The 13,525-nt window shown below is 33.6% G+C and carries 16 protein-coding genes; 12 read left to right on the top strand and 4 right to left on the bottom strand.

The features are described 5' to 3' along the window. Positions 1 to 223 precede the first annotated feature (223 nt). Positions 224 to 556 (top strand): YegP family protein, encoded by a 333-nt coding sequence (locus EQG68_RS13925; RefSeq protein WP_129465498.1) that lies wholly within the window; start codon positions 224 to 226, stop codon positions 554 to 556. Between the two features lie 46 nt (positions 557 to 602). Here EQG68_RS13925 and EQG68_RS13920 read toward each other — a convergent pair whose 3' ends face one another. The 3 genes from EQG68_RS13920 to EQG68_RS13910 all read right to left on the bottom strand — a co-directional run bounded on the left by EQG68_RS13920 (position 603) and on the right by EQG68_RS13910 (position 3,230). Next, the gene (locus EQG68_RS13920) at positions 603 to 1,334 is read right to left on the bottom strand and encodes a sulfite exporter TauE/SafE family protein (RefSeq protein WP_129465497.1); all 732 of its coding nucleotides are present in this window, start codon (positions 1,332 to 1,334) and stop codon (positions 603 to 605) included. A gap of 76 nt (positions 1,335 to 1,410) precedes the next feature. After that, entirely contained in the window at positions 1,411 to 2,433 is a 1,023-nt protein-coding gene (locus EQG68_RS13915; protein WP_129465496.1) for a M28 family metallopeptidase, read from the bottom strand. A gap of 38 nt (positions 2,434 to 2,471) precedes the next feature. Next, positions 2,472 to 3,230 carry a dienelactone hydrolase family protein gene (locus EQG68_RS13910; protein ID WP_129465495.1) on the bottom strand — a complete coding sequence of 253 codons (759 nt, stop codon included), beginning with the start codon at positions 3,228 to 3,230 and terminating at the stop codon, positions 2,472 to 2,474. Between the two features lie 252 nt (positions 3,231 to 3,482). Between EQG68_RS13910 and EQG68_RS13905 the strand changes: the two genes are divergently transcribed. From EQG68_RS13905 to mce, 10 genes are all read left to right on the top strand, one after another. After that, entirely contained in the window at positions 3,483 to 4,751 is a 1,269-nt protein-coding gene (locus EQG68_RS13905; protein WP_129465494.1) for an NAD(P)/FAD-dependent oxidoreductase, read from the top strand. A gap of 82 nt (positions 4,752 to 4,833) precedes the next feature. Beyond that, entirely contained in the window at positions 4,834 to 5,463 is a 630-nt protein-coding gene (locus EQG68_RS13900) for a Crp/Fnr family transcriptional regulator (protein ID WP_129465493.1), read from the top strand. 65 nt (positions 5,464 to 5,528) lie between these two features. After that, complete coding sequence (locus EQG68_RS13895) at positions 5,529 to 6,332, top strand: sulfite exporter TauE/SafE family protein (RefSeq protein WP_129465492.1); 804 nt, start codon at positions 5,529 to 5,531, stop codon at positions 6,330 to 6,332. Positions 6,333 to 6,339: 7 nt separating this feature from the next. Beyond that, entirely contained in the window at positions 6,340 to 7,317 is a 978-nt protein-coding gene (locus tag EQG68_RS13890; protein WP_129465491.1) for a YeiH family protein, read from the top strand. A 57-nt stretch (positions 7,318 to 7,374) separates the two neighbouring features. Beyond that, a complete protein-coding gene (locus EQG68_RS13885; protein ID WP_129465530.1) occupies positions 7,375 to 8,790 on the top strand; it encodes an MBL fold metallo-hydrolase in 1,416 nt (471 codons plus the stop codon). Between the two features lie 129 nt (positions 8,791 to 8,919). After that, a complete protein-coding gene (locus tag EQG68_RS13880; protein WP_129465490.1) occupies positions 8,920 to 10,323 on the top strand; it encodes an MBL fold metallo-hydrolase in 1,404 nt (467 codons plus the stop codon). A gap of 16 nt (positions 10,324 to 10,339) precedes the next feature. Then, entirely contained in the window at positions 10,340 to 10,702 is a 363-nt protein-coding gene (locus tag EQG68_RS13875; protein ID WP_129465489.1) for a rhodanese-like domain-containing protein, read from the top strand. 7 nt (positions 10,703 to 10,709) lie between these two features. After that, positions 10,710 to 11,009: a thioredoxin gene (gene trxA / locus EQG68_RS13870; RefSeq protein ID WP_129465488.1), complete on the top strand. Its 300-nt coding sequence runs from the start codon at positions 10,710 to 10,712 to the stop codon at positions 11,007 to 11,009. A 128-nt stretch (positions 11,010 to 11,137) separates the two neighbouring features. Further along, entirely contained in the window at positions 11,138 to 11,341 is a 204-nt protein-coding gene (locus EQG68_RS13865; protein ID WP_129465487.1) for a hypothetical protein, read from the top strand. 117 nt (positions 11,342 to 11,458) lie between these two features. Then, positions 11,459 to 11,869: a methylmalonyl-CoA epimerase gene (mce, locus tag EQG68_RS13860; RefSeq protein ID WP_129465486.1), complete on the top strand. Its 411-nt coding sequence runs from the start codon at positions 11,459 to 11,461 to the stop codon at positions 11,867 to 11,869. Here mce and EQG68_RS13855 read toward each other — a convergent pair whose 3' ends face one another. Then, positions 11,870 to 12,121, bottom strand: coding sequence for a hypothetical protein (locus tag EQG68_RS13855; protein ID WP_129465485.1), 252 nt, complete (start codon positions 12,119 to 12,121; stop codon positions 11,870 to 11,872). A 100-nt stretch (positions 12,122 to 12,221) separates the two neighbouring features. Here EQG68_RS13855 and EQG68_RS13850 point away from each other — a divergent pair, with 100 nt between their 5' ends. Then, on the top strand, positions 12,222 to 13,004 hold the full coding sequence (locus tag EQG68_RS13850) for a rhomboid family intramembrane serine protease (protein WP_129465484.1): 783 nt from the start codon (positions 12,222 to 12,224) through the stop codon (positions 13,002 to 13,004). Positions 13,005 to 13,525 lie beyond the last annotated feature (521 nt).

Here is a 13,525-nt window from a genome sequence, read left to right as displayed (position 1 = left end):
GGCAATGGCAATGGCAATTGCAATATCAATGTCATTTCAAAGCGAAGATAGTTTTTTATGGTGGATTTTGAAAAATGAAATAGCTTGAATTATCAATACATTGAATTTGTAGTTTTAGTTCTACCCAAAAATGATTAATTGTTTATAATTTCATGAAAAAATAATATGTTTTGTTAAAATATCTTCTTAATTTTATAAATCAATAATTTTTAAAACAATTAACATGGGATCATTTGTTATCAGTAAAAGAAAAAATGGAGAATTTCAATTTGCATTAAAAGCCGGAAATGGTCAAGTAATTTTGTCCAGTGAAGGCTACACGACTAAAGCGGCTTGTGAAAACGGAATTGAATCGGTAAGAAAAAATTCGCAAGACGATAAACGATTTGATCGTTTAGAATCAAAAAATGGAAAACCTTACTTTAATTTAAAAGCAACTAACGGTCAAATCATTGGTAACAGTGAAATGTATGAATCGGTAGCTGCTCGTGAAAACGGTATTGCTTCAGTAGCTAAAAATGCTCCGGATGCAACTGTTAAAGAAGAGTTAGAATAATATAATTCCGTACATACTATGATAAGCCCTGTAAAAAGGGCTTTTTTTATTTAATACTTTGATAAAAAGAAAATATTCCAATTAATAAAATTAAAACTAAAGCAATCCGCTTGAAGTAATCTTGTGAAATATGGTTTAAAAACTTTTGACCTAACCAGCTTCCCACAAACCCAATTACAAATAAAAAAGGAACATACCAAAGGATGTCCTTTGTAATAAATCCGTTCCCAAAGTAAACTACGGTTCTTGATAAATCAATCATCATATCAATTGCTGCAGAAGTTGCCACAAAAACACTTTTTTCTAAATTAAAGGCTGCCATAGTTATGCCTCGAATAGCTCCTCCGGTACCAATTAGACCGGCTGAAAAACCTGAGAGTGCTCCACCGATTACTGTTTGGTTAAATTTGGGCGGAATAATAAGTTTATCTTTGATTAAAAATAATAAACTAAGTGAAATTAGGAAGATGCCTAACACGATTTCTAGAATTTTATTATCAAAAAATTTACTCAAAAAGCCTCCAATGATTACAAATAATACTGATGGAATACCAATTTGAAGAATAAGTTTTTTGTCTAATCCTTTTCTAAACAGATAGATTTTTGAAAGATTACTCGATAAGTGAAAAACAGCAGTGATTCCCAAAACGGTATGAAAATCAAAAAAAATGTTTGCAAAAGGCACAAAAAATACAGACGAGCCAAAACCACCAATGGTTCCAATGATTTCTGCAATTAATGTAAGTACTAAAAACCAAATGGATTTTTCGATTCCCATTGTAATCAATCTTTACCTAAAGGTACAAAAAAAACGCAAAATTGCTTTTGCGTTTTTCAGTTATTTTTGAAATAAATTATTTCCCGTCCTTGTCCACTTTTGGTCTTTCCACGGCATTAGCTAATTCCCAAGCTACAGCAAAAGCTAATTTTGTTCTTTTGGCTAACAAAGGATAATCGATTTTATCAGGTGTATCTGTTGGTTTATGGTAATCATCATGCACACCATTAAAATAAAAAATGGCTGGAATTCCTTTTTTGGCAAAATTATAATGGTCTGAACGGTAATAAAAACGATTTGGATCATTCAAATCGTTGTATTTATAATCCAATTCCATCCCGATATACTTCGTATTGGCTTCTTCTGAAATACGGTGTAAGTCGCTGCTCAAACGGTCAGAACCGATAACATATACATAATTGTCGTTGTTTTCTTTTTCATAACCCCGACGTCCTATCATATCAATATTGATATTGGCGATAGTATTTGCAATAGGAAATAAAGGATTTTCAGCATAAAAACGTGAACCGTGCAAGCCGTGTTCTTCACCGGTTACATGTAAAAATAAAATAGATCGTTTCGGACCGTTCCCTTCTTTTTTAGCTTTTTGAAAGGCAGCAGCAATTTCCAAAAGAGCTACTGTTCCGGAACCATCGTCATCGGCACCATTGTATACTTCTCCATTTTTCATTCCCACATGATCGTAATGAGCAGAAATAACCAAAATTTCATCCGGTTTTTCAGTACCTTCGATAAATGCCCAAATATTTTCAGAATCGCCTAGTTTTGGACTAAATTGTTTCTTAAAAAACTCTGCCGGAATGGGCTGATAAAATGCACTCGCCCCTTTTGGAAAAGAAATTCCATTGGCTTTGTATTGATTAATCAAATACTCACCGGCTTTTTTCTGGCCGGGAGTTCCGGTGTCACGCCCTTCCATTTCGTCAGAAGCAACAATATAAAGGTGTTTACTTAAATTTTCAGCCTTAATCTCAGACAAGTACTTTTCCGGTGAACTTTCTTTTGTACTATTTTTATTGGAGGAACAACCTACCAACAAAAACGATAACACAAAAGAACTCAGAATTATTTTTTTCATTTTAATCAAATTATTTTGACAAATATACTAAAGTAGGTTTACAAAGTTTCTTTCAAGAATGATAAAAAATGAACGAAAGAGCGTTTATCAGCCAATTCATTATAAGCAGCCCCTCTTGAATTATCGTTTCCGGCTTTTTTATTGGTAAAAGAATGTACCGCACCCGAATAATAAATCATTTGCCAATCGGCTTTGGCCTCTTTCATTTCTTTTTGAAAAGCAAGGATTTCTTTTTCCGGAACAAACGGATCATCTGCACCATGTAGAACGAGTACTTTCGGATTAATTTCAGAAATAATTCTGTCTTCCGCTTTACCTAATCCACCATGAAACGAAACAACTCCTTGAACGTTTAAACCCGCACGGGCTGCTTCCAACGCACCGGTTCCGCCAAAACAATAGCCAATTATCACAATTTTATCTTTATTGGCTCCAGATTGAATGAGTTGATCAAGAGCCAATTGAATTCTTCGATGATAATCCGCTACATTATTTTTATAAAAACCGGCTTGTTTTCCGGCTTCAGAACTGTTTTGGGGATAATTTCCTTCACCGTAAATATCGGCAATAAAAACATAATGACCTAAGGCTGATAATTGTTGAGCTACTTCCTTAGAATGGTCGTCAATTCCCATCCATGCCGGTAAAATTAAAATACCGGATTTATTGGCATTCGCTTTTTGGGGTTTAGAAGAAAATCCGTTTAGGTTTTGATTTCCGTCTTTGTAGGTAGTCGATTCCAATTGTGCATTCATTGAAAAGTGTGTGAAAATCAAAAGTAAAAGTAAATTTTTCATGCGTTTTGTTTTTGATGTTAAAGTACGATACAATCTTTTTATACCAATGATAATTTAGAAAAAATTAATATTTGTTAATCGGTATTGATTTTTATAAAAAAAACAGGATAACAATATGTGCAATAAAATAAGCAGAAAAATAATAATTATGTAATTATTGAATGGTTTTATTGAAAAAAAACAATGAATGTAACTTTTGTTACAGAAAGATTATTGTCAACTAGCTAGTTTTACCAATCTAAAGTAATAGGTATGAAAGCAAATCAACACATTCTGATTATTGGTGGTGGTACTGCAGGAATTATGACTGCCGCTCAATTAATTAAAAAAAACAAAAATCTATCCATTTCAATTCTTGAGCCATCTGAGAAACATTATTATCAGCCGGCATTCACCTTGGTTGGGGCAGGAACCTATGATTATAAAAAAACAATTCGTTTAACGAAAGACTTGATTCCGAAAGGAGTCAAATGGATTAAGGACTTTGCCACTGAAATTTTAGCTGAAGAAAAACAGGTAAAAACTGCCACATCGGGCAATATATCCTATGATTTATTGGTTGTTGCGACCGGATTGGTTAATGATTTAGATGGGATTGGGATTGAAGGACTTCGTGAAGGATTAGAAAAAGGCGTCGTGTGCAGTAACTACGTTGACCCTAACAAAACATGGGAACTTCTTCAAAAGTTCAAAGGAGGAAATGCTGTTTTCACTCAACCTACTACACCAATAAAATGTGGAGGAGCACCACAAAAAGCAGCGTATATGGCTGCGGATTATTTCAGAAAAAAAGGTATTTCTAATAAAACCAATCTCGTTTTTGCAACCCCGGGTTCGGTGATTTTTGGTGTAAAAATTATCGCTGACTCACTCATGAAAGTCATTGGTGACTATAACATTCATTTTAAAACATTTTATGCTCCCATAAAAATTGATTCGGATAATAAAATTGTTTATTTTAAAGAGGTAAGCACAGGTGAAAACAAATGTGTGGTCAATGAAAACAACATATTAAACGAAAAACATACCGGTAATGAAATCATGGAAATTCCGTTTGATTTCTTGCATTTGGCACCACCTCAAGCCCCTCCAAAATTTATTAGAGAATCGAATCTGGTGAATGCCGCCGGTTGGTTAGATGTTCATATTAATTCACTTCAACACAATAAATTTACTTCCATTTTCGGTTTAGGAGATGTTGCCGGTTTGCCAACAGCTAAAACCGGTGCCGCCATTCGCAAACAAGTGCCAGTGGTTGTGGATAATATTTTAAAATATTTAGCCAATCAAACAGTTGATAATCAAGGATACTTAGGTTATTCCTCTTGTCCGTTAGTAGTTGGTTATGGAAAAATGATTTTGGCAGAGTTCAATTATAAAAATGAATTTACACCCGACCCCAAACTAAAGCAAATGCTTGTTTTTGACAGTAATAAACCTCATTGGCGATTATGGTTTTTAAAAAAATACATGTTACCCCATTTATATTGGAATAAAATGATGAAAGGAGAAAATGTTTAATTTTATAAGCAGAAAGAATATTCGTAACTAATATTGGAATAATCCATATTTTTTTCGAAATTTACGATTGAAATTAAAAAAAATGAAAGAATTACTCCAGCAAACCTATGGGTTTGTTTTTGAAGAAAAACTTATTGAAGAAATAGCGGCAGTTTCGTTATTAAGAGATTTTAATGAAGGCGATATTTTAATCGATTTTGGCGATTATATTAAAAAAATGCCCTTACTTATCGAAGGAGCAATAAAGATTTTAAGAGAAGATTTTGACGAAGGTGAATTACTCCTTTATTTTATTGAAAAAGGGGATACATGTGCCATGACCATGGCTTGTTGTATGGGCGAAACCAAGAGTGAAATTCGTGCTGTTGCCGAAACCAAAGGAATGGTAATTATGATTCCTGTTTACAAAATGGAGGAATGGTTGGGTAAATACAAAAGTTGGCGAAATTATGTTTTTAACAGTTATAATAATCGTTTAAAAGAAATGCTCAATGCCATTGATAATTTGGCTTTTATGAATATGGATGAACGATTGATGAATTATTTAAATGATAAGTCAAATATCAATCATTCTAAAGAAATTCATACAACACATCAAGAAATTGCTTATGATTTACATACTTCACGAGTAGTAGTTTCTCGTTTATTAAAAGCACTTGAAAATGATGGTAGAATAAAACTTCACCGGGCTTCAATCGAATTATTAAATTAAAGTACAGTATCAAAAGTTACATAGTTATTAATTTTTCACTATTACTTTTGATAAAAAATACACTAATGGAATCAACTTTTATCTTAGGCTATTTTCTTGCAATTATTGTCGGCATTTCACTTGGCTTAATAGGAAGCGGTGGTTCAATTTTAACTGTTCCCATTCTAGTTTATATCATGGCTGTTGAGCCTGTGCTAGCCACAGCATATTCTCTTTTTATTGTGGGGTCAACTGCTTTGGTTGGCGGAATAAAAAGTGCTTTGCTCAAGAAAGTTGATTTTAAAACAGTTTTAATTTTTGGAATTCCTTCAATTGCAGCAGTTTATTTAACAAGAGCTTTTATAGTACCTCATTTACCTGAAGTATTTTTTACTATCGGAACCTTTGAATTTACAAAGTCGATTGCTTTAATGCTTCTGTTTGCAATTGTTATGATTATGGCTTCCATTTCAATGATAAAGCCATCCAAGGCAGTTGAAGATGAGAATAGCCCCATGAAGTATAACTTCCCATTAATTTTATTGGAAGGTTTGTTAGTGGGAGTTCTAACCGGTTTAGTTGGAGCAGGAGGAGGTTTTTTAATCATACCGGCTTTAGTTTTACTGGCAAAAATGCCTATGAAATTAGCAGTTGGTACCTCACTTTTTATCATTGCTGCAAAATCATTAATTGGATTTTTGGGTGATTTGAAAGGAAATCAAACAATTGATTGGAGTCTGTTATTAATTTTTACTTTTGCTTCTATAATTGGAATATTTATTGGAATATACCTTTCAAAAAAAATTCATGGTGCCAAATTAAAAACGGGATTTGGCTGGTTCGTACTTTTAATGGGAATTTACATCATACTTAAAGAATTAGTCTTATAATTGTAGTATGATTTTAAAGAATTCAATTTCAGGAATACTTTTCACATGCTTAATTGCTGCTTTTGCTTGGACCATTAGTGCATGGTTTCCTTTTTTAAACAGCATATTAATCGGTTTGTTATTGGGAATTGTAATTGGGAATTTTTTTAAACTGCCGATGCAATTATCCCAAGGAATAAGTTTTTCAAGTTCAAAAGTATTAGAATTTTCAATACTTTTTTTGGCATTTGGTATCAACTATTCCTATATGGGAAAAATTGGATGGCAAAGTTTTTTAATGGTTGCATTTGTTGTATTCGCGGTTTTAGTTTTTAGTGTGTATTTATCCAAAAAAGTGAATTGTCCAAGTACAGTTGGATGGATGGTTGGTTTTGGAACAGCCATTTGTGGTTCTAGTGCCATCGCAGCCTTGGCTCCCAGTTTAAATAAAAACAAAGAAGATGTTGGGGTAGCATTAGCTGTAGTTAATTTGTTTGGCTCAATAGGGATGCTTTTTTTACCCTTAATTCTTACTCTTTTTCATTTTTCAACCACAGAAATAAGCTTGCTTCTGGGTGGAACATTACATTCAGTGGGCAATGTAGCCGGTGCTGCTTTTGCCATTTCACCCGAAGTTGGTGAACAAGCGTTAACCATTAAATTAGCTCGGGTAGCGTTACTTTCTCCGGGTTTGATCTTCTTTTCCTACTTAACACAAGAGAGCAAAAGTAAAAGCTGGAAAGATTATTTACAATTGCCATGGTATTTGTGGGGATTTATTATCATTACAATTCTTGTCTCTACAATAAAAATTCCGGAAAATGTAGTTGCTTTTTCAGATATGATGGCTAAAATTCTATTAACCATTGCAATGACTGCAATCGGATTAAAAGTGAGTTTCTCTTCCTTAATAAGTTCCGGAAAAAAAGGACTTTTTTATGGTTTTTTAATTTTTTTCTTCCAAATTATTTTGATTTTGTTGGGTATTTTATTTGTAATTAACTGATAAATATCATTTTATTTTTTTTCGATGTATTCTATTTTTATCAAAATTTATTAGATGATGAAAATAGAACAAATTTACACCGGCTGTATCGCTCATGCAGCATATTATTTAGAAAATAATGGAGAAGCAGCCTTATTTGATCCGCTGCGAGAAGTGCAACCTTATATTGATCGTGCCAAAAAAGACAATGCCAAAATTAAATACGTTTTTGAAACGCATTTTCATGCCGATTTTGTTTCCGGCCATTTGGATTTGGCTAAAAAAGAGGGAGCAACTATTGTATACGGACCTACGGCAAAACCCAATTTTAATGCTTTAATTGCAGAGGACAATCAAGAATTCAAAGTAGGTAATTATATTGTAAAAGTACTTCATACTCCCGGACATACTTTAGAAAGTACCACGTATTTGTTAATTGATGAAAATGGAAAAGAGCACGGTATTATATCCGGCGACACTCTTTTTATTGGCGATGTGGGTCGCCCTGACTTGGCTCAACATGTTATAGCCGACTTAACCGAGGATAAATTAGCTCGAATGTTATACCATTCTTTGCGAAATAAAATTATGACTCTTCCGGATGATTTGATTGTTTATCCCAATCACGGAGCAGGATCGGCTTGCGGTAAGATGATGAGTAAAGAAACTACGGATACCTTAGGTAATCAAAAAAAGACAAATTATGCGTTGCGTCCGGATATGACCGAAGACGAATTTGTAAATGAATTATTGACCGGTTTAACAACACCACCCAGCTACTTCCCAAAAAATGTATTAATGAATATTCAAGGTTATGAGAGCTTAGACAGCATCATGGAAAGAGGAAAAAAAGCCCTTACTGTTGAAGAATTTCAAACAATATCAGAAAATAACGACGTATTAATTCTTGATACAAGAAAAGCGGAAGATTTTGCTAAAGGATTTATTCCGAATAGCTTAAACATTGGATTAGAAAGTAATTTTGCCATGTGGGTGGGTGAACTTATTACCGATATAAAACAAAAAATACTTTTAGTTACGTATCCGGGAAAAGAAGAAGAAAGTATTATTCGTCTTTCAAGGGTTGGTTATGATCATGCTATTGGATATCTAGATGGCGGTTTTGATGCTTGGATAAATGCCAATAAAAAAATTGATGTTGTAAATAGAATTTATGCCAAAGATTTAATCCAACAACGTGAGAATAACCAATCACTTTTGATTGACGTGCGTAAAAAAAGCGAATTCAATGCTGAACACGTAATTGATGCAATCAACATTCCTTTGAATGAAATTTCAAATCGACTGAGTGAATTTCCAAAAAATAAACCATTTGTTTTAAATTGTGCTGGTGGCTACAGAAGTATGATTGCTGCTTCCATTTTAAAACAAAACGGTTTGTCGAATTTCTCCGATGTTATTGGTGGTTTTTCCGAAATTAAGAAAACAGCTGTCCCTACCACAGAATTTGTTTGTCCTTCAACCTTATTATAAAGTCACAATCACAATTTTTTGTCAAAGCCTGAATCAATTGATTTGGGCTTTTTTAATTTCATATCTTTGTAACTATTGTTACATTTTTTTTGTTTGTTAACATATAATTTTACCAAAAAATATAAATTTATGAAAATAGAACAGATTTATACTGGATGTCTAGCTCAAGGAGCTTATTATATTGAAAGTAATGGTGAAATTGCAATTATAGATCCTTTACGAGAAGTACAGCCTTACCTTGATAAAGCCGAAAAAGCAAATGGGAAAATTAAATATATTTTCGAAACGCATTTTCATGCCGACTTTGTAAGTGGTCATGTTACTTTAGCTGAAAAAACAGGTGCTCCAATTGTTTATGGTCCTAATGCAAATCCAAGTTTTGAAGCACACATCGCAAAAGATGGGGAAGTATTTCAATTAGGCGAAATTACCATAACTGCTTTGCATACACCTGGTCATACCATGGAGAGTACAACTTATTTACTAAAAGATAAAAATGGTAAAGATTATGCTATTTTTAGTGGAGACACTTTGTTTTTAGGGGATGTTGGTCGTCCGGATTTAGCCCAAAAAGCAGCTCACATGACGCAGGAACAATTAGCCGGACTGTTATACGATAGTCTTCGAACTAAAATCATGACATTGGCCGATGATGTCATTGTTTATCCTGCTCATGGTGCCGGTTCTGCTTGTGGAAAAAATCTTAGCAAAGAAACCGTAGGAAGTATCGGAGAACAAAAAGCCACGAATTATGCTTTACGAGCCAACATGACTAAAGAAGAATTTGTGAAAGAAGTAACAGACGGTTTATTGCCTCCTCCTGCTTATTTCCCAATGAATGTTAAACTGAACAAAGAAGGTTATGAAAATGTAGAAAATATTATCAATGAAGCTAAAGCGTTTGAGCCCAATGTATTTGAAACTGTTGCAAACGACACAGATGCATTAGTGCTTGATGTTCGTCATCAAGACGATTTTGCTAAAGGACATATTCCAAAATCAATTTTTATTGGTATCGATGGACAATTTGCCCCTTGGGTGGGTGCTCTGATTTTAGATTATAAACAACCCATATTGTTAGTTACTCCCGAAGGTAGAGAAGAAGAAACGATCACTCGATTAGCCCGTGTGGGATATGATAACACAATTGGCTATTTAAAGGGTGGTTTTGAGGCTTGGAAAAAAGCGGGTATGGAATATGATACCGTAACTTCAGTTGATGCAAGTATTTTAGAAAATAAAATTAAAGAAAATGTCCCTGTTTTTGATGTAAGAAAACCGGGCGAATATGCCTCCGAACATATTGTTGATGTTCCTTCAACTCCGTTGGATTTTTTAAATGAACATTTGAGCGAATTTCCAAAAGAAAAAGATTTCTACGTACATTGTGCCGGCGGATACCGAAGTATGATTGCGGCTTCCATTCTTAAAGCAAGAGGATATCACAATGTAATTGATGTCAAAGGCGGATATGCAGCCATTAAACAAACCCAAATAAAAAGAACGGCATATGTTTGCCCTAGCACATTATAATTTAAAAATTATAAATATGAAGAAAGTAATTTTATTGTTTGTAGTACTATTTGTAACTTTTTCTTGCCAATCTCAAAAAGATGAAAGAATTAAAGTGGTTTCAAAAGCTGAATTTAAGACAATGATTAACGGTGAAAATATTCAACTAATAGATGTACGCACTCCAAAAGAATACAGTGATGGTTTTATAAAAGGAGCAAAAAACATTAATGTGAATGATACAGCATTTGAATCTGAAATCCAAAAACTTGACAAATCTAAACCGGTTTATATCTATTGCAGAAGCGGAGCCAGAAGCCAAACTGCTGCCAAGAAAATGATTCAGATGGGTTTTAGTGAAGTGGTTGATTTACAAGGTGGTTACATGAATTGGAATTAATTTTACCATGTCAAATTTTTCAACTATTATTAATTCTCCTAAACCGGTTTTGGTTGATTTTTTTGCCACTTGGTGCGGACCATGTCAAATGTTAGCTCCTATTTTAAAGGAAGTGAAAGATGAACTGGGTGAAAAAGTGACAATCATTAAAATCGATGTAGATAAAAATCAATCGTTAGCTGCTCAATATCAAGTGAGAGGAGTGCCTACTTTGTTACTTTTTCAAAATGGTAAACAAGTTTGGCGTCAGTCAGGAGTTTTATCCAAACAAGAAATTGTAAAAATTATTCAAATTACAAGTAATTAAAATAATATTTTTTTTAAAAAATAGGCCAAAAACTTAAATTTACTTTAAAATTTACAGTTTTTCATCTATTTATCACATTAAATTATATATTTGTACTACTAAATCGTTAAACCTTAAAATCGTATACCATGAAAAAATTAGTTTCATTATTGGTTGTAGCTGCGTTTTTTGTAACAGCAGATGCTATGGCAACTGACCCAAAAAATAAAGAAAAGAAAAAAGAAAAAGCAAAAACAGAAAAAGCAGCTTGTTCAAAAGAAGAAAAAAAATCTTGCTCTTCAGGTGAGAAAAAAGCATGTTGTGCTTCCAAAAAAGCAGAAGCTAAATCATAATAATATTTTTATTTAAAAAACATAAAGTGTCAAATTTCTTTGACACTTTTTTTATACAAACTACTTGCCATTCAAAAAAAAGAAAACAGTTTACACAATCAATAGAATAATACAACTATGAACCTATCACACATCGAACACATCGGTATAGCCGTCAAAAGTCTGGAAGAAGCCATTCCTTTTTGGGAAAATATGCTCGGACTCAAATGCTACAATATTGAAGAAGTTAAAGAACAAAAAGTTAAAACTGCTTTCTTTATGATTGGTCAATCTAAAATTGAACTCTTAGAATCCACCGAACCTGATGGCCCAATCGGAAAATTTATCGATAAAAGAGGTGAAGGAATTCACCATTTAGCCATAGCAGTAAAAAACATCGAAGAAAATTTACAAGAACTAGATCAAAAAGGAGTTCAATTAATAGACAAAACACCTAGAAAAGGAGCAGAAGGGCTGGATATTGCTTTTCTTCATCCTAAAGCAACACAAGGTGTTTTGCTGGAACTTTGTGAGAATAAAAACGGGTAATCAGTTGATTTTAGGCAAAACTAATTTAAATTCTCGCAAATATCCGTCTAATATTTCTCCTTCTTTAAACACTTTTTTAAACAGAATTTCTTCTGTGCCAAAATGCAAATGAACTTCAACAAAAAAAGTATTTAAACTGTAGAGTTTTTTTATTACAGGTTTTTCTTTACGCTCAGCCACAACAACACCACTCTCAAAAAGGGTTTGATATTGTTCTTTTTCGGGTAAGGCTAAAAAGTTAATGAGTTTCACTTGAAATGAATTTTCAGCGAATATACCAAAAATCTTTTTTTAAAGATCTTTTTTTCAATAGTACAAATTAAATATTTTTATACCATTAATTAGTAAGAATATGCTTTTTCCCATAGGAGATGATCAAGTAAAAGGTGGACAATTCCCCATTTTTAGCTATGTTTTCATTTTTGCAAACATAGCCGTCTTTTTATTTCTGCAAATTCCAAATGATGTTTTTACCTATGCCTATAGTACAGTTCCTTACGAAATAACAAAAGGTGTTGATTTGGTTGGAAATATAAATGGTATTCCTCATTTTCAAGGACCCACACCCATCTACAGCACACTTTTTACCTCCATGTTCATGCACGGCGGTTGGATGCACCTGATAGGAAACATGCTTTTTCTTTGGATTTTTGCAGACAACATCGAATCCACCGTAGGAAGAAAACGATTTCTGTTATTCTACTTACTCGCCGGATTAACTGCAGCTCTTGCACATGTACTTTCCGCACCAAACTCAATCATTCCAAGTTTGGGAGCTAGTGGAGCCATTGCAGGGTGCCTTGGATGCTACTTAGTCATGTTTCCAAAATCTAAAATAAAAGTACTTTTTATCATCAAAATCTTTAGTGTTCCCGCTTTTCTTTTCTTATTATTTTGGATTGGGCAACAATTTTTCAGTGTTTACACGGCCTCTCAAAACCCAATTCATGAAAGTGGAGTGGCTTGGTTTGCTCATATCGGCGGATTCTTTTTCGGAGTTTTGGGTGGAATCTATTTCCGCTTCTATTATCCCAAAATGAAACACATCAACCAACAATACATTCCTGTAAACAGAAACGCTAACCGCTACAACAACCGTCAAATCACCAGTCATTTTAAAAACTACTTTGATTAGTCTCATCAGAAGCTATTCCCGCTTTCCATTACAAGCTTGTTTGTCTTGTTGTTTTTTTCAAAGTCAAAAAAAGAGCTTCCTTTGGTCGCTTTTTTTTGCCAAGAAAAAATACACCAATCCATCACAAGGCTTTCCATTTCAATCGGGGCTAGGGGAGCAGAGTTAAAAAGGAGTTTCAGGTTTCAACCAAAATGAATTGATTACCAAACCCACCCGTTCCAATCCATTATAGCGAGGCTATTCAAATCTGTTCAAATCTGCGTTTAGCTTTAGCTAATCCGTCCAATCCGTGTTTCATTATAAATTTTCTATGTACCCTCAGCCTAAAACCTTAAACTTGAAACCTAAAACCTAAAACCTAAAACTTGAAACAAAAAAACTTTTGATTATTTCTCTCTCACAACCAAGTAGTTAAAAAAAAGAATAGAAAAGAGGGTAAAAAAGATTTGGAAAGGCGAAAAAGAGTATTACTTTTGCACCCGCAATGAGAGGGACGTTGGGTATGGGTTTTGAGTTAAAAA

It is taken from the genome of Flavobacterium piscinae (assembly GCF_004122145.1).
Classification (GTDB): domain Bacteria; phylum Bacteroidota; class Bacteroidia; order Flavobacteriales; family Flavobacteriaceae; genus Flavobacterium; species Flavobacterium piscinae.
This window is presented reverse-complemented; position numbering and strand designations above follow the sequence as displayed.